Raw genomic sequence first — 18,917 nt, forward strand, 5'->3', positions numbered from 1 at the left:
CGGGAGCGGTCAGTCCTCGATGATGCGGCCGTGGTCGATCCGCACGACGCGGTCGATGAGGTCGCCGGGGACCGTGACGTGCGAGATCAGCACGACGGCGCGCTCGTGGTCGGCGGCGCCGAGCAGGTCGCGCAGCAGCGCGTCCGAGGCGGCCGGATCCACGCCGGCCGTCGGCTCGTCGAGCACCAGCACCGGGAACCCGCGCAGCAGGGCCCGCGCGAGCGCGATGCGCTGCGACTGCCCTCCCGACACCAGCGCGCCCCGCTCGCCGACGCGCGCGTCGAGGCCGCCGCGCCGGCGGACCCAGTCGCCGAGGCCCACGCGCTCGAGCACAGCCATGAGGTCGTCGTCGGTCGCGCGTTCGTTCGCGAACAGCAGGTTCTGGCGGATGTCCTCGTCGAACAGCTGCGGGCGCTGCTCGCACAGTCCCACCGTCAGGCGCACGTCGTCGGCGGCGAGCGAAGCGGCATCCGTCCCGCCGATCTCGTACCGGCCCTCGACGTCGAGGAACCGCACGAGCGCGTGGGCCAGAGTCGACTTGCCCGCACCGCTGGAGCCCACCACCAGCAGCCGCTCGCCCGGGCGCACGTCGAGATCCAGGTCGTGGAGCGCCGGCTCGTCCGCACCCGGCCAGCGCACCGTCGCACCCCGCAGCACGAGCCCGTCGCCGACGGGCGGGGCCTCGCCGGTGGCGGGAACGTCGTCGACGACGAGTTCGGCCGGGATCTCGGAGGGGACCGATGCCGCCACGCGCGTCGCCGCGGCCCGCACTTGACGCCACGACGCGGCGGCCATCGGCACCGAGGCGAAGACGTCGAAGACCGCCATCGGCACGAGGACCGCCACCGCGAACGCCGGTCCGCTGAGCGTGCCGTCGGCGACGCCGGGTCCCGCCGTCAGCACGGCGGCGATGGTCGCGAGCCCCGCCATCACCGAGACCACGGCCGCGGTTCCCGCCTGGGCCGCCGCGCGGCGCACGACAGCCCGCCGCAGCGCGGCGTCGGCATCGCGGATGCGCTGAGCGCTCGCGGCGTCGGCGCCGTAGGCCTGCAGCACGTCGAGGCTCGAGAAGTGGTCCAGCAGCGCGTCGGCGAGCCGGCCGCGCATGGGTGCGATCGCCCGCTCCCAGCGTGCGCCGGCGGCCCAGCCCCAGCCGATCGCGGCGAGGGCCGCGATGATCAGGCATGCGAGGAGGGCGAGGGCGGCCGGCCACGACACGAACGCGACGAGCACGACCGAGCCGACCGCGACGAGTGCCGATGACACCAGCGGCTGCACCACGCGCAGCGGCAGATCCTGCAGTTCGTCGACGTCGTCCACGAGCGTTCCGAGCACCGAGCCGCGGCTCGTGCGCGCCAGTCCGTCGGGCGCGAGCGGCACGAGTCGCCGCACGATGGACGACCGGGCCACGGCGAGCTGCCGCAGGGCCGCGTCGTGGCCGGCGAGGCGCTCGCCGTAGCGGAAGACGGCGCGCGAGATCGCGAAGAACCGCACCCCCACGACCGCGACCTGCAGGTACAGCACGGGCGGCATCTCGCTCGCGCGGACGATGAGCCATGCGCTCACGGCCAGCAGCGCGACGGCCGATGCCTCGGAGGCGAACCCGGCTGCCAGCGCCGGCCAGAATCGGCGCGCCGGCGGCAGGGCCTGGCGGAGGACGCCGGCGGCGGTGTCGGGCGAATCCGTGTGCCGGCCCGTGGTGCCGGCGGGGGAGGTGCGCGTGAGGCTCATGCGAACACCTCGCCCACGCCCATCCGGACGACGACATCCGCGAAGTCCCGCGCGCTCTCGCGGTGCGAGACCAGCAGCACGGCCGCCCCGCCGTCGGCGAGCTCGCGCACCGACCGCCACAGGCGGGCCTCGGTGTGCGCGTCGAGCGCGGCGCTCGGCTCGTCCAGCGCGATGAGCCCGGCCCGGCCGCGCAGATGCCGGTAGACCGCCCGCGCGACGGCGACGCGCTGTCCCTGGCCGCCCGACAGGCCCGTACCCTGGACGCCCAGCGCGAGGTCGGGGCGGATGCCGTCGGCGCACGCCAGCTCGAGCGCCCGCTCCACGAGCCCGGGATCGGGGGCGTCGTCGCCGAGTGCGACGTTGGCGGCGACCGTTCCGCTCACCAGGCCCGGCTGCTGGCCCGCCCACGCCAGCCATTCCGACGGCGCGAGCGCGCGGACGTCCTGCCCGTTCCAGTGCGCGTCGCCGTCGAAGGGCGCCGCGCCGCGGAGCGCCGCGATGAGGCTCGTCTTGCCGGCGCCGCTCGGTCCCTCGACGAGGGTGACGGTCCCGGGAGCGGCGGTGAGGCCGACGGGATCGAGCGCGCGCCCGCCGCGGCGGACACGGACGTCCGCGAGGACGAGACCGGGGGCGCGGCCGCCGTCGCGTCGTGCCCGCTCGGCGTCCGGCGCGGCCGTTCGCGCAGCGCCCGCCGCTGCCGTCGCGCCCGAGGATGCGCGAGCGGCGTCGAGCACCTCGAAGACGTCGTCGGTCGCCGCGACGCCCTCGGCTGCGGCGTGGAACTGCACGCCCACCTGGCGCAGCGGCAGGTAGGCCTCGGGCGCCAGCAGCAGCACGAACAGGCCGACGGCCAGGGTCAGCGAGCCGTCGACCAGGCGGAAGCCGATCGACACGGCGACGATCGCGACCGAGATGCTCGCGAAGAACTCCAGCGCGAGGCCCGACAGGAACGACACGCGCAGCACCTTCATCGTCTCGGCGCGGTAGCGCTCGGTGACGGCGGCGATCGAGGCCGCGGCGCGGTGCTGCCGTCCGTACACCTTCAGCGTCGACAGGCCCTGGACGGTGTCCGAGAAGCGCGCGGCGAGGTGCTGGAGGGTCTTCCACTGCTTCTGCTGGATCGCCCGCGTGACCAGGCCGATCAGCACCATGAAGATCGGGATGAGGGGGAGGGTGAGCAGCACCGTCAGCCCCGAGATCCAGTCCTCCCACCACATCACGAGCAGGATGAGCGGCGTGACGACGACGGTCTGCACCAGCTGCGGGAGGTAGCGGCCGAAGTAGGCCTCGAGCGCGTCCAGACCCCGGCCCGCGGTGACGGCCAGGCCCGCGGTCGAGCGCGCGCCGAGCCATTCGGGTCCGAGCTCGCCGACGGCGTCGACGAGCCTGCCGCGCAGCTCGGTCTGCACGCGGGCGGCGGCGCGCGAGGCGACGGTCTCGCGCGCCCACAGCAGCAGCGCGCGCACGGCGACGACGCCGCCGAGCATCCCCAGCGTCGCGGCCACGTCGGCGAAGGGCATCCCGTCGATGACGCCGGTGACGGCGCGCGTCGCCAGCCAGGCGAAGGCCACGATCACGGCGGCCTGGGCGGCGGCGATCAGCGCGATGGCGGCGAAGAACACCCGCGAGGCGCGCGCGTAGCGCAGCAGCCGGGGGTCCACGGGCCTCATGCGCTCGCGCGGGGCCGCGTCGTCGGCATCCGATCGTTCAGTCACAGCAGTTCGAGCCTAGGCGACGTCGAGCCGCCCCCTTCGCGTCGAACCGCCCCCGTCACGACCGCCACCACAGGGGTGGCTCGGCGCGAAAGGGGCGGTTCGGCGAGGGGCGGGTCAGTGCACCGACGCCTCGGCCTTCTCGATGTGGGCGCGCGTGACGCGCTTGCGGAAGACCCAGTACGTCCAGCCCTGGTACAGCAGCACCAGCGGCAGGAAGATCAGCGCGGCCCAGCTCATGATCGTCAGCGTCAGGTCGGTGCTCGAGGCGTTCTCGATCGTGAGGCTGAAGGCGTCGTCGGTCGTCGACGGCATCACGTACGGGAACAGCGCCGTCCACAGGGACAGGACCGCGGTCGCGATCGTGAGGGCGCCGAAGCCGAACGCCCAGCCCTCGCGCTTGATCCAGTTCGCCCACACCGACAGCAGCAGGGCGACGGCGGCGATCGCGCCGGTCGCGACGCTCAGCCACAGCAGCGGCGCGTCGCGGCCGCCCGCGATGACCCACGTCCACACGACGGTTCCCGCGGCGAAGACGACGGTGGGGATCGCGAGGCGCTTGGCCAGTCCGTTCGCGTCCTGCTGAACCTGACCGTCCGTCTTGAGGGCGATGAAGTACACGCCGTGCAGCCAGAACAGCATCAGCGTCGTCACGCCGACCCACAGGCCGTACGGGTTCAGCAGTGTCAGCAGCGTCCCGGTGAAGTTGAAGTCGGCGTCGATCGGCACGCCCTGCACGATGTTGCCGACCGCGACGCCCCACAGCAGCGCCGGGAGGGCCGAGCCGATCACGATCATCCAGTCGAAGCGCGCCTTCCACTTCGGGTCGTTGCGCTGGTGGCGGTACTCGAACGAAACGCCGCGGGCGATGAGTGCGAGCAGGATCAGTAGCAGCGCGAGGTAGAACCCGCTGAAGAGCGTGGCGTACCACTCGGGGAACGCCGCGAACAGGCACGCGCCGGCGACGATGACCCACGTCTCGTTGAGGTCCCACACGGGGCCGATGGTGTTGATGATCTGCCGGCGCGAGACCTCGTTCTTGCCGAGGAAGGGCAGCGACATGCCGACGCCGAAGTCGAAGCCGTCGAGGACGAAGTAGCCGACGAAGAGGACGCCGACGATGAAGAACCAGAGGTATGCGAGATCCATGGCGCGCTCCTAGTAGACCGTGCTGGGGGTGTCTTCGACGGACATGTCGGATGGATGGGGGTCATCCGGTCCCGGCAGAGGATCGGGTCCCTTCTTCACGGCCTTGAAGATCAGGCCGAACTCGACGACCGCCAGGATCAGATAGATCAGCGTGAAGGCGACGAGCGAGACCAGGACGTTCCACCCGGGCACGTTCGGCGAGACGCCGTCCTCGGTGAGCATCAGCCCGAAGACGATCCAGGGCTGTCGTCCCATCTCGGTGAAGATCCAGCCGACGAGGATGCCGAGGAGCGCGAGCGGCGCCTGCCAGATCGCGACCTTCCACATCCACGGCGCGGGCTCGCGCTTGGCGTTCTTGCGCGTGACCCACAGGCCCACGACGGCGATGAGCGCGGCGATGCCGCCGAAGCCCATCATCCAGCGGAACGACCAGTAGGTGACCCACAGGATCGGGGCGAAGTTCCCGTCGACCTGGTCGGCGAACTGCGGGAAGATCTCGGTGGTGTAGGCGAGGTTCAGGTCGTTGATGCCCTCGACGCAGCCGTTGAGCGTGTGCGTCGACAGGAACGCCAGCAGGTACGGCACGCGCAGCGACCAGATCTCGCTCGTGCCGTCGGGCGTCCCGATCGAGAACAGCGAGAACGAGGCGTCCGCGCCGCACGCGCTGTTGAACAGCGCCTCGGCGGCTGCCATCTTCATGGGCTGCGTCTCGACCATGACCAGGCCCAGCTGGTCGCCCGAGACGGCGACGCCGACGAAGGCGATGACGACCGACCACAGGCCGAGCTTGAGGGCGGGGCGCATGACCTCGACGTTCTGCTTGCGGGCGAGGTGCCACGCGGCGGCGGCGACCATGACGCCGCCCGAGAACATGATGGCCGAGATGATCGTATGCGGGAACTGCGTCAGCGCCACGGGGTTGGTGAGCACCGCGACGAAGTCCGCCATCTCGGCACGGCCGCCGTCCTGCGCCATCTGGTAGCCGACCGGGTTCTGCATGAAGGCGTTGGCGGCGAGGATGAAGTACGCCGACAGCCACGTGCCCACGACCGTGATCCAGATGGTGGCCAGGTGCAGGCCCTTGGGGAGCTTGTCCCACCCGAAGATCCACAGGCCGATGAAGGTCGCCTCGAAGAAGAAGGCCATGAGGCCCTCGAAGGCCAGCGGCGCGCCGAAGACGTCGCCGACGAAGCGGCTGTACGAGGACCAGTTCATGCCGAACTGGAACTCCTGCACGATGCCGGTGACGATTCCCATGGCGAAGTTGATCAGGAAGATCTTGCCGAAGAACCGCGTCAGGAGCAGGTACTTCACGTCCGCCGTGCGGTACCAGGCGCTCTGGAAGATCGCCACGAAGAGCGACATGCCCAGCGTCAGCGGCACGAAGATGAAGTGGTAAAGCGTCGTCAGGCCGAACTGCCAGCGTGCCAGCAGCAGCGGGTCGAGGAACTCCACGGTGAAGACTCCGATCGCGGGTGAGAGGACGGCGAGGTCCGGGCCATTCTAAACAGTGGTCAGACCACAATGGGCGCAGGGGTCGTGCTCCCAGGTGGTTCTCAGAATCGCAGGTGCCCGGGGCCCCCACCACCCAAGACCCGGGACCTAGGTCCCACGGGGCGGCGCTGCCGGCGGTCCCGCGGCCGTTCCCGCACCGTATCCTCGCGCCGACGCCCCGGGGGTCCTCGGCGGGTAGCCTCGGAGCATGGCGCGCTCGAGCAGCACACGCCGGGGAGCGGCCTCGTGACCGCGATCCCGGTGATGATCGGCCTGCGCCCGCCTGCGCCCGAGGCGGTCGGCGGTGACGGGCCCCTCGTCGACACGCACGGACGGGTGCACCGCGACCTGCGCATCTCGCTCACCGACCGCTGCTCGCTGCGCTGCACCTACTGCATGCCCGAGCAGGGCAACGAGTGGCTCGCGCGCAGCAGCATCCTGACCGTCGACGAGATCCTCGAGGTCGCACGAGGTGCGGCTGCCGCGGGCATCACGACGTTCCGGCTGACCGGCGGCGAGCCGCTGCTGCGCACCGACATCGCCGACATCGTCCGGCGCCTGGCGACGATCACGGGTCCCGACGGTTCGCGCGTCGAGGTCGCGATGACGACCAACGGCATCCGCCTGCCCGAGTTCCTGCCCGACCTGATCGACGCGGGACTGTCGCGCCTGAACATCTCGATCGACACGCTGCGCCGGGACCGGTTCCGCGATCTGACGCGTCGCGACCGGCTCGACGACGTGCTCGCCGGCATCGCGGCGGCGGCCGCGTCGGGCCTGCGACCCCTCAAGCTCAACGCCGTGGCGATGCGCGGGGTCAACGACGACGAGCTCGTGGAGCTGGTCGAGTTCGCCACCCGCCACAGCGCCCAGCTGCGCTTCATCGAGCAGATGCCGCTCGACGCCGGGCACACGTGGGACCGCGCGAGCATGGTCACCCGGGACGAGATCCTCGACGCGCTGTCGGCGCGGTGGCGTCTGGACCCGATCCCGGGGCGCGGGGGAGCGCCGGCGGAGCGCTGGACGCTCGACGGCGGTCCCGACACCGTCGGGGTCATCGCGTCGGTGACCGCCCCGTTCTGCGGCGACTGCGACCGGCTGCGGCTGACCGCCGACGGCCAGCTGCGCAACTGCCTGTTCTCCACGACCGAGTACGACCTGCTGCCGGTGCTGCGGGACTCGGGCGAGGCGCCGGAGGGGATCGATCGGATGCTTCGCGCGTGTGTCCGCGGCAAGCTGCCGGGCCATGCCATCAACGATCCGTCGTTCCTGCAGCCCGCGCGCGGCATGAACGCGATTGGCGGCTGACGGAAGGATCGGGCCCCGGCGGCGGAATCCACGGCAGAGTAGTCACGATGACTCCTGCGCCGCCCACCGGAACGGTCGACCTGACGCATCCTCAGCGCTGGCGGGCGTTCTGGGTCGCGGTCGGCGTCGCCTCGCTGACGATCCTGGACCTGTCGAAGGTCAACGTCGCGCTGCCCTCGATCGAAGTCGCGCTCGGGGCCGGATCCACGGCCCTGCAGCTCATCGTCTCGGGGTACGTGCTGACGTTCGGCCTCGTCCTGGTGCCGATGGGTCGCCTGGGGGATCAGCGCTCGCGGCGGGCTCTGTTCATCATCGGGCTGTCGATGTTCACGGTGCTGAGTCTCGTGTGCGCGATCGCGCCGACGACCGAGGTCCTCATGATCGGCCGGCTGCTGCAGGGCGTGGCCGCCGGCATCCAGATGCCCCAGGTCCTGGGGCTCATCCAGCAGCTGTTCCACGGCGAGGAGCGCGGCCGGGCGTTCGGGCTGTTCGGCGCCACCGTCGGGGTCGCGACGGCGTTCGGGCCGACGCTCGGCGGCCTGCTCATCGCCCTCGGCGGAGAGCAGGACGGCTGGCGCTGGGTGTTCTGGATGAACGTGCCGCTCGGGATCGTGGCGATCGCGGCGGCGATCTGGGTGCTGCCGAGCACGCGGAGCGGGTCGCGCAAGCCGCTGCAGCTCGATCCGTTCGGCGTCGTGCTGTTCGGCATCACGGTGCTGGCGCTGATGTGGCCGTTCCTGTTCACGACCGGGTCGCCCGACGACGACCCGCGCCGCTGGTGGCTGCTGGCCGTCTTCGTGCTGTTCGCCGCGGGCTTCCTGGCCTGGGAGCGGCACTACGAGCGACTCGGCAAGGCGCCGCTCGTGCCGTTCGGGCTGTTCCGCATCACGTCCTACCGCAACGGCACGGTGCTTCAGGCCGTCTACTTCGCCGCGGCCCCCGCGCTGTTCCTCCTCACGACCCTCTTCCTGCAGGGCGGCGTGGGGCTCGCGCCGGTCTTCGCGGGCATGGTGACGATCGGCTTCGCGCTGGCGAGCGCGGTGTCGTCGTGGATCGGCGGCAACATCGTCACCCGCTACGGCCGGCCTGTCGTGATCTGGGGGCTGGCGGGCATGCTGCTGGCGGTGGGGCTGCTCGCCCTCAGCGCGACCCTGCTGCCCGAGTCCGTCATCGCGTGGGTGATGGCGGGCGTCATGGTGATCGGCGGATTCGGCGGCGGACTCGTCATCGCGCCGAATCAGACGCTCACGCTCCACGACGTCCCCGTCCGGCAGGGCGGCATCGCCGGTTCGGTCGGGCAGCTGGGCCAGCGCGTGGGCACCGCCGTCGGCACGGCCGTGGCGCTGTCGCTGTTCTACGCCACGATCTTCCGCGAGTCCGGCGACGTGGCGGCCTACGTGGCGTTCCATGACGCCTACACCTACGGGCTGATGGCGATCGGCCTGTTCGTCGCGATCGCCTTCATCATCGCCGTGATGGACCTCAACGACCGGCGCCGGCGCGGCTGACCGGGCAGAGCCGGTGCCCCCGAACGCGACTACGCTCTGACCATGGGCCGCATCACCGCACGCCGCCCCGTGGTGAAGATCACGGTGGGAGGTTCCCAGACCCGCCGCCCCGACACGCTCGCCGTCGAGGAGCCGCTCGAGATCCGCGTCGGCGGGGAGCCGCTCGCGGTGACGATGCGCACGCCCGGGCACGACGTCGAGCTCGCCGCCGGATTCCTCGTGTCCGAGGGGGTCATCGGCCACGCCGGCGAGTTCCGCTCGGCCATCCACTGCGGCGGGCCCGGCACCGGCGGCCCGCTCGCCGGGAACTCCGAGAACACCTACAACGTCCTCGACGTCACGCTCGCCCCGGGCGTCGAGCTGTCGGCGTCGTCGCTCTCGCGCAACTTCTACACGACGTCGTCGTGCGGGGTGTGCGGCAAGGCCTCGATCGACGCCGTCGAGACGGTGTCGAGGTTCGCGCTGAAGACGGATGCCGCCCGCGTCGGCGCCGAGACGCTGGTCACCTTCCCCGACCGGCTCCGCGAGGAGCAGGCGGTGTTCGAGAAGACCGGGGGGCTGCACGCAGCTGCCCTGTTCGACGCGGCGACGGGCGAGCTGCTCGTGGTCCGCGAGGACGTCGGCCGTCACAACGCCGTCGACAAGGTCGTCGGCTGGGCGGTGCTCGAGGATCGCCTGCCGCTGAGCGCAACGGTGCTGCAGGTGTCGGGACGCGCCAGCTTCGAGCTCGTGCAGAAGGCCGTCATGGCCGGCATCCCGATCCTCGCAGCGGTCTCGGCGCCGTCGTCGCTCGCGGTCGAGCTCGCGGCGGCATCCGATCTGACGCTCGTGGGGTTCCTGCGCGGGAACTCGATGAACGTCTACACCGGCGTCGGGCGCGTGGCCGTGCCCGAGACGGCGGGCGATCGCCCGGCCGCGACCTGAGGGTCAGAAGACGAACAGCTGCCCGAGCACCACGATCGCGATGATGAAGAGGGCGATGACGGCCGCGATGATCGACAGCGTGCGGCGCGACAGCGTCGCGACGCCCCAGCCGGCGAGGAACGGCAGCGACACGAGGAAGATCGACACGACCCACCAGAACGCCATGTAGCCACCGGTCGTGGCCTCTTCCAGGCGTCCGGCGAAGAGCTGCTGCGTGCGCGGGTGCGTCGCGAAGGCGACCGAGGCGGACAGGGGCACGGCGATGAACGCCGCGACGATCAGGCCGACCAGGAACCCCCACAGCGTCGGGCTTCCCCCGCCGCCGATGATTCCGCCGGACATCTCTTCGCGCTGGTTGGGCATGCCGACAACTCTATCCAGTCGGCCGCGGGCGGCATGACGCGGCGCCGCCCGCGGCTGGGGAGCGCGGGCGGCGCCGTGTGAGCGCCTGGGATCATCGCTTCGGCGTGCGGTTCTCCGCGCTCACCATCCACGACAGCTGCTCGACGCGCTCCAGGATTCCGTGGAGGATGTCGGCGCTCGTGGGGTCTTCGTCGTCGACGGCATCGTGGACGTCGCGGCACGTGTGCGCCACGGTGTCCAGTCGCTCGGTGATCAGGTCGACGACCTCGCTGGTGTCGAGCTCGCCCTGCGGGAACTCCGGCAGGGTCGTGGTCTCGGCGACCGTGTCGCTGCGGCCGTCGGGCAGCGCGTGCAGTGCGCGCATCCGCTCGGCGACGTCGTCCGAGAAGGCGCGTGCGGCGTCGATGATCTCGTCCAGCTGCAGATGGGTGTCGCGGAAGTTGCGGCCCACGACGTTCCAGTGGGCCTGCTTGCCCTGCAGCGACAGCTCGATGAGGTCGACGAGCACCTTCTGCATGCTCTCGCCGAGGGCGGCGGAGGCCGAGAACCCGGTCTCTGCGTTCTGCTCGCCCGTGAGTGCTGCGCCCATGCCGCCTCGGGCGGCACGTCGGCGGTTTCGCGCGCCGGGCGTCGGCGTGGTCTTCTTCACGGTTGCGGTGGCCATGTGGGGCTCCTCCCGGTCGGTCGACGGTGTGCTCGGGTCGTGAGCGCGCTCGACGATACGCGCGCAGCCTGACCGCGGCAGGGGGATTGCCTCTGTGCGCGCTGGATGCTACGCCGAGGCGGATGCCGCGCGCTCGAGCCCGTCGAGGATGAGGTCGAGCCCGATCGCGAACCCGTCGCCGGGCGGGCGATCCTCGAGATGCTGGTGCGCGTGGATGCTCAGGTGCGGGTACGTGCGGATGGTGTCGAGAAGCTCATCGACACGGGTCGGGGTGTCGAGCGGGGCGAACTGCAGCGCCTGCCAGGTGTAGCCGTACACGTGGCCGTCGATGATGTGGAGCGCGTGGAATGCGAGGTCCTCGGGCACGCCTCCCGCGGCGAGCTGTGCCAGCGTCGCGTCGATGACCGCGAGGCGGGATTCGCCGCCCTCGGTGAGGGGAAGGGCGAAGAACCACGGGTGCGCGAGCAGCGCGGCGTGCGCGGAGCCGGCGAGCCGGTGCAGCGCCGCGCGCCAGTCGGGCTCGTCGCGCGCGAGATCGACCGCGCGCCACACCGCGTCGATGAGGCCCCGTTCGAGGTCGGCCTTGCTGCGCACGTGGTTGTAGAGCGACATCGCCTCGACGCCCAGCTCGGCCGCGAGCCGGCGCATCGACAGCGCGGGCAGTCCGTCGCGGTCGGCGAGCGCGAGTGCGGCGGCCAGGACGCCCTCCCGGGTCAGGCCCGCTCTGGCCATGGCGCCTCCTTGACATGCTTACGCCGTAAGTATAGCGTCGTGCTCGGACATACACTGTAAGTTTTCGCGACAGGCGAGGAGCCGCCATGAGGGCCGTCACACACGATCGGTACACGGATGCCGAGGGGCTCACGCTCGGGGAGGTGCCCGTTCCCGAGCCGGGCGCCGATCGCATCCGCATCCGCGTCGAGGCCGCCGCCCTGAACCCCTTCGACTGGCACCTGTACCGCGGCGAACCCTGGATCATGCGTCTGCAGCAGGGCCTGCGGGTGCGCGGACCGCGGGGCGTGGGGGCGGACGTCGCCGGTGTGGTCGAGGCCGTGGGGGAGGACGTCGACCGCTTCCGGGTCGGCGACCGCGTGTTCGGGACCATCGGCCGCGGCGCCCTCGCCGAAGCCGCGGTGGCGCGTCCGGCGGCCTTGGCCGCGGTGCCCGACGGCGTCTCCTCCGACGACGCGGCCGCCGCGGCGATGGCCGGCGTCACGGCGCTCCAGGCGCTGCGCGACACGGCGCGGCTCGAGGCAGGGGAGCGCGTGCTGGTGTGGGGCGCGTCGGGGGGCGTCGGCCATCTCGCCGTCCAGCTCGCCCGGGTCCTCGGAGCCGGGAGCGTCGATGCCGTCTGCTCGGGCCGCAACGCCGACCTGGTGCGGGGTCTCGGCGCCGACGAGGTCTACGACTACACGACCTCGGCCGCGCCGGTGGGGCCGTACGACGTCGTACTCGACACCGTCGGGACGGCATCGATATCGCGGCTGAAGGGGCTGCTCGCGCCGGAAGGGCGCGTGGTGCTGGTCGGCGCCCTGGGCGGCGGGCGCCTTCTCGGCCCGCTCGGTGGGACCCTGCGGCGCGGCATCGGCGCCCGCCTGCGCGGCGTGGACCACCGCGGGATGCTGGCGACGGTGCGCGGCGGCGACCTCGCCCTGCTCGGCGGATGGCTGGCCGACGGTTCGCTGGTGCCGGCGGTGCAGCAGACGTTCGGGCTCGACGGCGCGATCGAGGCGCTGCGGATGCTCGAGGCCGGGCATGTGGCCGGAAAGCTCGTGGTCCGGCCGCGAGCGGGGGAGTGACGTCCGGGGAGCAGCGCGCCGCGGAGGATCACCCGTCGCCGGGCTCGGCATCGAGCTGTTCCCGGAGCGTGTCGGCGTCGAGCAACTCCCACACTTCGGCGATGCGCTCGCCGTCGAATCGCAGGAAGAACATGTGCGGCACCGCGATCGTCCGCCCGGTGGGTGCGCGGCCCTGGAACCCGCCCTCGTGGGTTCCGCGGAGCGTCGCGCGAACGGCGACGTGATCGCCGGACGCGACGACGGCGTGCAGCTCGAAGCGGAAGTCGGGGAACCCCGCGTGCCAGCGGTCGACGAAGTCCCGCAGCTCGGCGGCGTCGCTCTCGCGCGTCTGCGCCCCGATGTGCAGGCGGAAGCTCTGCAGCGCTGCGGCGGTGGTCGTGAAGTCGCGGCGGTTCCACGCGTCCTCGAACACCGCGCGGGCGACGTCGGTCCTGCTGGGCTCCGCCATCAGTTCGTCCAGGCGTAGCGCAGGCGCTCCGCCGTCTCGGCCACGGCCTGCTCGGCGTACGTCTCGTGCTCCGTCGTGCGCACCGCGGTCAGCGCCTCGATGATCCACGCGCCCAGGGCTGTCGCGGCGACCGGGGATCGCGCGAGACGCGCGAGCTGGTCGGGCACGTCGACGGGGAGGAGCGCCGGCGGGGGATCCGCCGCGGCCGGATTCACCGTCACCTCGGCCGGGAGCACGCTTCCCGCGCGGATGCCGACGTGTGCGGCCTCGAGCAGCACGGCGGTGGCCGAATAGGGATTGGCCGACGGATCGATGCACTTGACCTCGAGATTCGCCCCGCCCGCGGCGCCCGGCCCGTCTGCGATGAGCCGCACCGCCGCCTCGCGGTTCTCGACGCCCCAGCAGCGCCATGCCCCCGACCACATCCCGGGCGTCATGCGCTGCACTGACAGCGGCGAGGACGCCAGCACGCCCATGAGTTCGGGAAGCGCCGAAAGGATGCCGCCGATCGCGCCGGCGCCGGCATCCGTCATGCCGTGTTCGCGCGCCCCGCCGGCGAAGACGGGCACACCTCCGGTCGTGATCGACAGATGAACGTGCGCGCCGTTGCCCGAGCCGCCGGCCGACGGCAGCGGCGAGAACGACGCAGCCATGCCGTGCTCGCGGGCGGCCTGCGAGATGACCGTGCGCGCCAGAACGAGCGCGTCCGCGGCTTCGACGGGCGGCAGCGCCCGGAGTGAGATCTCGAACTGGTTCGCACCGAACTCGGCGTGCACCTGGGCGACTCCGAGGTCGGCGACCCAGGCGCGGGCGAGCACGCTCTGGAGGAATCGGCGCTGATCCAGTGCCGCGCCCAGTCCGTACGCCGACCAGTGGGGTGCGGCGACCCCGTCGAACAGTGTGAACTCGAGTTCGTGGCCCACGCGCGCGGCGATGCCGTCGGCGCCGAGCCGTTCGACGGTGCGCGCCAGCGCCGACCGCGTGCACACCGGCGAGACCGCGCCGTCCTGGGTGTGCACGGTCGCCGGCGCCCACTGCACGCCGTCGCCGAGACTCCGCAGCGCGCCGGGCTCGATGCGAAGCCGCTGGTCGCCGACGACCCCGAAGCGGTCGGTGAAGGCCAGCTGGTCGTCCGCGCAGAACACGTTCCAGCTGGGCGAGGCACCCATGCCGACGCTCACGAACTCGTCCAGCCGGTCGGCCGGAACGGCCTTGGCGCGCGTCACACCGCCGGGGTCGACGATCGAGCCGAACACGAGGGGTTCGACGGGGGCGGGCTCGGTCATGGTCCTTCGCCTTCCGTGGGGAGTCCGTAGACGCGCTCGGCGTTGCCGCGCCCGATCATGCCGGCGACGCGCACCGCGTCGTCGAGCGCCCATTCGCCCGCTTCGACGTGGTCGCCGAGCACGCTGACCATCGCGTCGCGCCACAGCCGGGCGCCGAGCAGGTACAGCTCGGGCAGCCCCCACGCGTCCGTCGAGAAGAGCACGGTGTGCAGCGGTGCGAGGCCCAGCGCCTGCCGCACGCTGTCGATCGAGCGTGCACCCAGGTGCGGCACGGCCAGCCCGACGTCCATCACGACCCGCGGGAAGGCGTGGCACAGGTACGCCGCCTCGCGCTCGAACGGATGACAGTGCAGCAGGGCGATCACGGCGCCAGTGCCCGCGGCGCGCGCGATGAGCGGCTGCAGATGCAGGGGGTTCGCGTCGGCGAGGAGCAGGTCGGGGTCGCCGAATCCGGTGTGCACCTGCAGGACGGCCCGACGTCGCAGCGCCCACCACACGAGGTGGCGGATGAGCACCGGATGGCGCAGTCGCGGGTCGCCGGCCGCGAGCCACTCGGCTGCCGCCGTGCGCACCTCGTCGTCGTCCGGAGGCTCCGGATCGAAGGCGAGGCCCGTGCGGTACGCCGCGATCGTCTTGAAGCCCGCAGCTCCCGTGCGCGCCGCCTCGAGCCGGGCGCCGATCGTCCGGACCAGATCGTCGGGGTCCTTCGCCGTCTGGAACGCCCGCTCGGCCTCGTGCTCGAGCCGCACGACGGGGAGCGTCGGCACGCCGGTGGTGGCGGTGAAGTCCTCGGGCGACAGCAATCGCTCCGCCGCGTGGCCGTGGTCGACGAGCGCGAGGGCGATGCCGGCCGCGGCGACGAGACGGCGCGTCGTCTCGGCGCTGCCGAGCTCGGACCGCCGATCGAGGTAGGCATCGGGCGAGGCGAACGGCTCGAGCCCCAGCACGGGCGCGCAATGACGGCGCACGGCGAAGCCGAGCTGGCTGTCGAAGGCCGTCGCCGGGGGTGTCGGCCGGTGGTGCGCCTCGGTCATGGCGTTCTCGAACGCGGGCCGGTCGAGATCGGCGGCCATGACACTGTGCGCGTGGTGGTCGATCAGCGCGATGTCGTCGACCGCGCGCCGCAGGACGTCGCGGGCCGACGGGGCTCCCGCGGGCCGCTGCATGGACCCGACGGTAGCCCCGACGCGCGGCGCGGGGAACCCCCGCCGAGCCCCGCGGCGCTTCGGGCGGTCGTGCTTTCCGCCTGCCTGCCGCGCACCAAGCGCGCTCCGAGTCTCGGATCGTCGCGCCTGAATCGGGCCACCGCGCCCGGATTCGCCGAGGCTCGCGCGGCTCTCCGATGTTCGGATCTCCCGGGCGCGCGGCGGCGGTGCGTGGTTGGATCGAGGAGGGGGTGCGGATGCAGGACGAGCCGTCGCAGACGACTGCAGGGCTGCCGAGCGCGCGGAGGATCGCGGCCGTCGTCGCGGCGCGAGCGGTGTCGGCGCGCGACGTGATCGACGCGCACCTCGCCCGGATCGAGACGCGCAATCCTCGCCTCACAGCCGTCACGGTCGCTTTCGCCGACCGGGCGCGCGCCGAGGCGGCGTCCCTCGACCACGATCTCGCCGCGGGGCGCCCGGCCGGCCCGCTCGCGGGGGTGCCGTTCACGGTCAAGGAGAACATCGACCTCACGTGGTCGGCGACGACGAACGCGTGGCACGGGGCCGAGGACGCCGTCCCCCGGGCCGACGCCGCCGTCGTCAGGCGCCTGCGCGATGCCGGCGCGATCCCCATCGGGCGCGGCAACATGCCCGACTTCGGCATGCGCTGGGACACCGACAACGACCTGTTCGGCCGCACGCTCAATCCGTGGGATCCGTCCCGCAGTCCGGGCGGGTCCAGCGGCGGGGATGCCGTCGCGGTCGCGACGGGCATGTCCGCGCTCGGGCTCGGGAACGACTTCGGCGGATCGGTGCGCATCCCGGCGTACGCGGCGGGGATCTGCGGACTGCGTCCGTCCCGCGGGCGCGTTCCGCGGGCAGCCGTCGGCGACCTGCCCGTTGCGCTCACGCTCCAGCAGTTCTCGGTCAACGGCCCGCTGGCACGCTCGGTCGACGATCTGGCGCTCGCGCTCGACGTGCTCGAGGGGCCGGATCCCGATGACCCGGTCTCGGTCGCCGTCGTCGATCCGGCGGATCTCCCGCGCCGTGTCGGCGTCGTCGCCGATCCGCTCGGGTGGGGTGTGGACGTCGAGGTGGCGGCCGCGGTCGGGCGCGCCGCCGCGGCGCTGACCGATGCCGGCTGGGACGTCGTGCCGGTCGAGCCGCCCCATCTCGAGGAGGCGATCGTGCTGTGGCGGCGCCTGGCGTGCACCGACATGCTCTTCAGCCTCGGGCCGGAGGCGCTGCCGATCCCGCTCGGCCGCTCGGCGTCGCGGTTCCTCCGCGACAGCACGGCGGCCGCCGTGCCGTACGAGACCGCCCGCGAGTACGCCGATGCGTGGGCGCGCTGCGCCGTGATCGCCGCGGCGTGGCGTCGGCTCCAGACCGAGGTGCCGGTGATGCTCGGGCCCGTCTCGGCCACGCGCATGGGCCCGCCCGACTACGACCTGGCGGGCCGCGGAGCCGGCGACGGCACCGATGGAGGCGAGGCGGCCACGCACGCGTGGCGCGACCTGCGCCTCACGGTCGCGGTCAATCTGCTGGGGCTCCCGGCGGTGGCGGTGCCGACCGGGGCGGATGCCGACGGGCTTCCGACGGGCGTCCAGCTCATCGGCCCGATGCACGGCGACCGCCTCGCGCTCGAGGCCTCTCGCGCGGTCGAGGCGGTGTGCGGGATGCTGGTACCGCCGGCATCGAAGGAGACCGCATGACTGAGCCGCTCGTGGTCGTCGCCGCGGTCATCGAACGCGAAGGGCGGATCCTGGCGTGCCGCCGCCGGCCCGGGAAGATCGCGGGCGGTCGCTGGGAGTTCCCGGGCGGGAAGGTCGAGCACGGCGAGGACCCCGAGAGCGCGCTGGTGCGCGAGATCGCCGAAGAGCTCGGCGTCGGCATCCGCATCACCGGCCTTCTCACCACCGACGAGACGGATGCCGGGGATCGCGTGATCCGATTGAGCTGCTTCCGCGCCGAACTCGTCGGGGCCGGGCCGGTCGCCAGCACCGATCACGACCGTCTGGCGTGGCTCGAGCCCGCCGCGCTCCCGGGCCTGGCGTGGGCGGCACCCGACGTTCCGGCGGTCCGGCTGCTCACCGGCGCGCAGTCCTGAGAGAGTCCTGAACGTCGGGCGGGACCAAGGTCCTATGCGGACGCATCGAATCCGGGGGACTCTTGTGTGGTCAGACCACACAAGACGAAAGCGAGACCAGCAGCCGCCCCGACCCGGACGACCGCCCGGCCTCCTCACCGAAGGAGATCCCCCTCATGACCACGCACGCAGTCCACACCACCGGCGCCGTCGCGACCGCTCGCCCGGCCGCTGCCGCCAAGCCCGTCGTCTTCGAGCGCGACATCGTCACGACCGTCGCCGGCCGCCGCTCGCTCGCGGTGCTCCGGCTCGCGACCGGCTTCATCTTCCTGTGGGCCTTCCTCGACAAGACCTTCGGCCTCGGCTTCTCGACACCGGTCGAGCGCGCCTGGGTCAACGGCGGTGCTCCCGCTCAGGGCTTCCTGAACAACGCCGTGACCGGTCCGCTGCAGCCCTGGTTCCAGTCCATCGCGAGCCCGCTCGTCGACGTGCTGTTCATGCTCGGCCTGCTCGCCATCGGCGCGGCGCTCATGCTCGGCATCGGCCTGCGTGTCGCCGCCGTCGCGACCACCGCGATGATGCTGCTGATGTACCTGGCCGAGTGGCCGTTCGCCGCCAACGCGGGCTCGACCAACCCCCTCGTCGACTACCACATCGTTTACGCCCTCGCCGCGATCGCCATCGCCGTGCTGGCCGCCGGCGACACGTGGGGCCTGGGCGCCTGGTGGAAGAAGCTGCCCTTCGTGCAGAAGTTCCGCTGGCTGATCTGAGCGCGTTCACCCGTCCGACGAGCCGGCGCGGGTCTCCCCCGGGAGGCCCGCGCCGGCGTCGTCATGCGTGGTCCGCGTGGAACGACGGCAGGTAGGACAGCCCCACCAGCAGGCCCTCGGGGCTCTGCAGGCGCGCGGTCGTCTGCCCCCACGGCTCCTCGTGCGCGTCGACGAGGATCTCATGGCCCTGCGCCCGAAGCTCCTCGGCGCCGGCGGCCACGGCATCCGGCGACGCGAGCTCGAACTCGAGCCACGCCTGCGGGACCGGCCGGTCGGCCGGCCACTGCTGCGTCCCGAAGGTCGCCTCGGCCGCCTGCGCGAGCGGCCACAGTGCGAACGCCTTCGTGCCGGGCAGATCGTGCGAGTGGAAGTAGCCGGGACCGACCTCTTCGAACCCGATGCCGAACGAGTGCGACCAGAAGGCGAGCGCATCGTCGGCCGTGCCGCGTGTGATGGGGCCGAAGCCCGCGACGAACTGGATGTCCATGTCGCGAGTGTACGAAGGTCCGCCGACGGCGTCACCGGGTGGG

The 18,917-nt window shown here is 72.4% G+C and carries 18 protein-coding genes; 7 read left to right on the plus strand and 11 right to left on the minus strand.

What is annotated here, in order from left to right:
- Positions 1 to 9 precede the first annotated feature (9 nt).
- From cydC to P0L94_00340, 4 genes are all read right to left on the minus strand, one after another.
- On the minus strand, positions 10 to 1,731 hold the full coding sequence (cydC, locus tag P0L94_00325; GenBank protein ID WES64529.1) for a thiol reductant ABC exporter subunit CydC: 1,722 nt from the start codon (positions 1,729 to 1,731) through the stop codon (positions 10 to 12).
- Positions 1,728 to 3,446 (minus strand): thiol reductant ABC exporter subunit CydD, encoded by a 1,719-nt coding sequence (cydD, locus tag P0L94_00330; GenBank protein WES64530.1) that lies wholly within the window; start codon positions 3,444 to 3,446, stop codon positions 1,728 to 1,730. The genes cydC and cydD overlap by 4 nt, the downstream gene beginning before the upstream one ends.
- Before the next feature lie 114 nt (positions 3,447 to 3,560).
- On the minus strand, positions 3,561 to 4,592 hold the full coding sequence (gene cydB / locus P0L94_00335; protein WES64531.1) for a cytochrome d ubiquinol oxidase subunit II: 1,032 nt from the start codon (positions 4,590 to 4,592) through the stop codon (positions 3,561 to 3,563).
- Positions 4,593 to 4,601: 9 nt separating this feature from the next.
- Positions 4,602 to 6,047, minus strand: coding sequence for a cytochrome ubiquinol oxidase subunit I (locus P0L94_00340; GenBank protein WES64532.1), 1,446 nt, complete (start codon positions 6,045 to 6,047; stop codon positions 4,602 to 4,604).
- 285 nt (positions 6,048 to 6,332) lie between these two features.
- Here P0L94_00340 and moaA point away from each other — a divergent pair, with 285 nt between their 5' ends.
- The 3 genes from moaA to fdhD are packed head-to-tail and all read left to right on the plus strand — an operon-like array spanning position 6,333 to position 9,826.
- Complete coding sequence (gene moaA / locus P0L94_00345; protein ID WES64533.1) at positions 6,333 to 7,394, plus strand: GTP 3',8-cyclase MoaA; 1,062 nt, start codon at positions 6,333 to 6,335, stop codon at positions 7,392 to 7,394.
- A gap of 47 nt (positions 7,395 to 7,441) precedes the next feature.
- Positions 7,442 to 8,902 carry an MFS transporter gene (locus tag P0L94_00350; protein WES64534.1) on the plus strand — a complete coding sequence of 487 codons (1,461 nt, stop codon included), beginning with the start codon at positions 7,442 to 7,444 and terminating at the stop codon, positions 8,900 to 8,902.
- A gap of 42 nt (positions 8,903 to 8,944) precedes the next feature.
- Positions 8,945 to 9,826 carry a formate dehydrogenase accessory sulfurtransferase FdhD gene (fdhD, locus tag P0L94_00355; GenBank protein WES64535.1) on the plus strand — a complete coding sequence of 294 codons (882 nt, stop codon included), beginning with the start codon at positions 8,945 to 8,947 and terminating at the stop codon, positions 9,824 to 9,826.
- 3 nt (positions 9,827 to 9,829) lie between these two features.
- Here fdhD and P0L94_00360 read toward each other — a convergent pair whose 3' ends face one another.
- The 3 genes from P0L94_00360 to P0L94_00370 all read right to left on the minus strand — a co-directional run bounded on the left by P0L94_00360 (position 9,830) and on the right by P0L94_00370 (position 11,585).
- A complete protein-coding gene (locus P0L94_00360; protein WES64536.1) occupies positions 9,830 to 10,189 on the minus strand; it encodes a hypothetical protein in 360 nt (119 codons plus the stop codon).
- Positions 10,190 to 10,280: 91 nt separating this feature from the next.
- On the minus strand, positions 10,281 to 10,853 hold the full coding sequence (locus tag P0L94_00365; protein ID WES64537.1) for a DNA starvation/stationary phase protection protein: 573 nt from the start codon (positions 10,851 to 10,853) through the stop codon (positions 10,281 to 10,283).
- 108 nt (positions 10,854 to 10,961) lie between these two features.
- Positions 10,962 to 11,585 (minus strand): TetR/AcrR family transcriptional regulator C-terminal domain-containing protein, encoded by a 624-nt coding sequence (locus tag P0L94_00370; protein ID WES64538.1) that lies wholly within the window; start codon positions 11,583 to 11,585, stop codon positions 10,962 to 10,964.
- Between the two features lie 86 nt (positions 11,586 to 11,671).
- Between P0L94_00370 and P0L94_00375 the strand changes: the two genes are divergently transcribed.
- Positions 11,672 to 12,652 (plus strand): NAD(P)-dependent alcohol dehydrogenase, encoded by a 981-nt coding sequence (locus tag P0L94_00375; protein WES64539.1) that lies wholly within the window; start codon positions 11,672 to 11,674, stop codon positions 12,650 to 12,652.
- Between the two features lie 28 nt (positions 12,653 to 12,680).
- On the opposite strand, the gene P0L94_00380 is transcribed toward P0L94_00375, so the two are convergent.
- From P0L94_00380 to P0L94_00390, 3 genes are read right to left on the minus strand one after another with little or no spacing between them, the layout of a single operon-like run.
- Positions 12,681 to 13,100 carry an ester cyclase gene (locus P0L94_00380; protein WES64540.1) on the minus strand — a complete coding sequence of 140 codons (420 nt, stop codon included), beginning with the start codon at positions 13,098 to 13,100 and terminating at the stop codon, positions 12,681 to 12,683.
- Positions 13,100 to 14,386 (minus strand): glutamine synthetase family protein, encoded by a 1,287-nt coding sequence (locus P0L94_00385; GenBank protein ID WES64541.1) that lies wholly within the window; start codon positions 14,384 to 14,386, stop codon positions 13,100 to 13,102. The genes P0L94_00380 and P0L94_00385 overlap by 1 nt, the downstream gene beginning before the upstream one ends.
- Positions 14,383 to 15,552 (minus strand): hypothetical protein, encoded by a 1,170-nt coding sequence (locus P0L94_00390; GenBank protein WES64542.1) that lies wholly within the window; start codon positions 15,550 to 15,552, stop codon positions 14,383 to 14,385. The genes P0L94_00385 and P0L94_00390 overlap by 4 nt, the downstream gene beginning before the upstream one ends.
- 236 nt (positions 15,553 to 15,788) lie before the next feature.
- On the opposite strand from P0L94_00390, the gene P0L94_00395 reads away from it, so the two are divergent.
- The 3 genes from P0L94_00395 to P0L94_00405 all read left to right on the plus strand — a co-directional run bounded on the left by P0L94_00395 (position 15,789) and on the right by P0L94_00405 (position 18,387).
- Positions 15,789 to 17,243, plus strand: a complete 1,455-nt coding sequence (locus P0L94_00395; protein ID WES64543.1) for an amidase family protein — start codon at positions 15,789 to 15,791, stop codon at positions 17,241 to 17,243.
- Positions 17,240 to 17,638: a (deoxy)nucleoside triphosphate pyrophosphohydrolase gene (locus P0L94_00400; GenBank protein ID WES64544.1), complete on the plus strand. Its 399-nt coding sequence runs from the start codon at positions 17,240 to 17,242 to the stop codon at positions 17,636 to 17,638. The genes P0L94_00395 and P0L94_00400 overlap by 4 nt, the downstream gene beginning before the upstream one ends.
- A gap of 155 nt (positions 17,639 to 17,793) precedes the next feature.
- Entirely contained in the window at positions 17,794 to 18,387 is a 594-nt protein-coding gene (locus P0L94_00405) for a hypothetical protein (GenBank protein ID WES64545.1), read from the plus strand.
- A gap of 61 nt (positions 18,388 to 18,448) precedes the next feature.
- Here P0L94_00405 and P0L94_00410 read toward each other — a convergent pair whose 3' ends face one another.
- Positions 18,449 to 18,874, minus strand: a complete 426-nt coding sequence (locus P0L94_00410) for a hypothetical protein (protein WES64546.1) — start codon at positions 18,872 to 18,874, stop codon at positions 18,449 to 18,451.
- Between the last annotated feature and the right edge of the window lie 43 nt (positions 18,875 to 18,917).

The sequence above is a fragment of the Microbacter sp. GSS18 genome (genome assembly GCA_029319145.1).
Classification (GTDB): domain Bacteria; phylum Actinomycetota; class Actinomycetes; order Actinomycetales; family Microbacteriaceae; genus Microbacterium.

Excerpts from the sequence above, each read along its gene's own strand:
- cydC (WES64529.1), bottom strand. The coding sequence starts at position 1,731 with ATGAGCCTCACGCGCACCTCCCCCGCCGGCACCACGGGCCGGCACACG.
- cydB (WES64531.1), bottom strand. The coding sequence starts at position 4,592 with ATGGATCTCGCATACCTCTGGTTCTTCATCGTCGGCGTCCTCTTCGTC.
- P0L94_00350 (WES64534.1), top strand. The coding sequence starts at position 7,442 with ATGACTCCTGCGCCGCCCACCGGAACGGTCGACCTGACGCATCCTCAG.
- fdhD (WES64535.1), top strand. The coding sequence starts at position 8,945 with ATGGGCCGCATCACCGCACGCCGCCCCGTGGTGAAGATCACGGTGGGA.
- P0L94_00360 (WES64536.1), bottom strand. The coding sequence starts at position 10,189 with ATGCCCAACCAGCGCGAAGAGATGTCCGGCGGAATCATCGGCGGCGGG.
- P0L94_00365 (WES64537.1), bottom strand. The coding sequence starts at position 10,853 with ATGGCCACCGCAACCGTGAAGAAGACCACGCCGACGCCCGGCGCGCGA.
- P0L94_00370 (WES64538.1), bottom strand. The coding sequence starts at position 11,585 with ATGGCCAGAGCGGGCCTGACCCGGGAGGGCGTCCTGGCCGCCGCACTC.
- P0L94_00375 (WES64539.1), top strand. The coding sequence starts at position 11,672 with ATGAGGGCCGTCACACACGATCGGTACACGGATGCCGAGGGGCTCACG.
- P0L94_00380 (WES64540.1), bottom strand. The coding sequence starts at position 13,100 with ATGGCGGAGCCCAGCAGGACCGACGTCGCCCGCGCGGTGTTCGAGGAC.
- P0L94_00385 (WES64541.1), bottom strand. The coding sequence starts at position 14,386 with ATGACCGAGCCCGCCCCCGTCGAACCCCTCGTGTTCGGCTCGATCGTC.
- P0L94_00390 (WES64542.1), bottom strand. The coding sequence starts at position 15,552 with ATGCAGCGGCCCGCGGGAGCCCCGTCGGCCCGCGACGTCCTGCGGCGC.
- P0L94_00395 (WES64543.1), top strand. The coding sequence starts at position 15,789 with ATGCAGGACGAGCCGTCGCAGACGACTGCAGGGCTGCCGAGCGCGCGG.
- P0L94_00400 (WES64544.1), top strand. The coding sequence starts at position 17,240 with ATGACTGAGCCGCTCGTGGTCGTCGCCGCGGTCATCGAACGCGAAGGG.
- P0L94_00405 (WES64545.1), top strand. The coding sequence starts at position 17,794 with ATGACCACGCACGCAGTCCACACCACCGGCGCCGTCGCGACCGCTCGC.
- P0L94_00410 (WES64546.1), bottom strand. The coding sequence starts at position 18,874 with ATGGACATCCAGTTCGTCGCGGGCTTCGGCCCCATCACACGCGGCACG.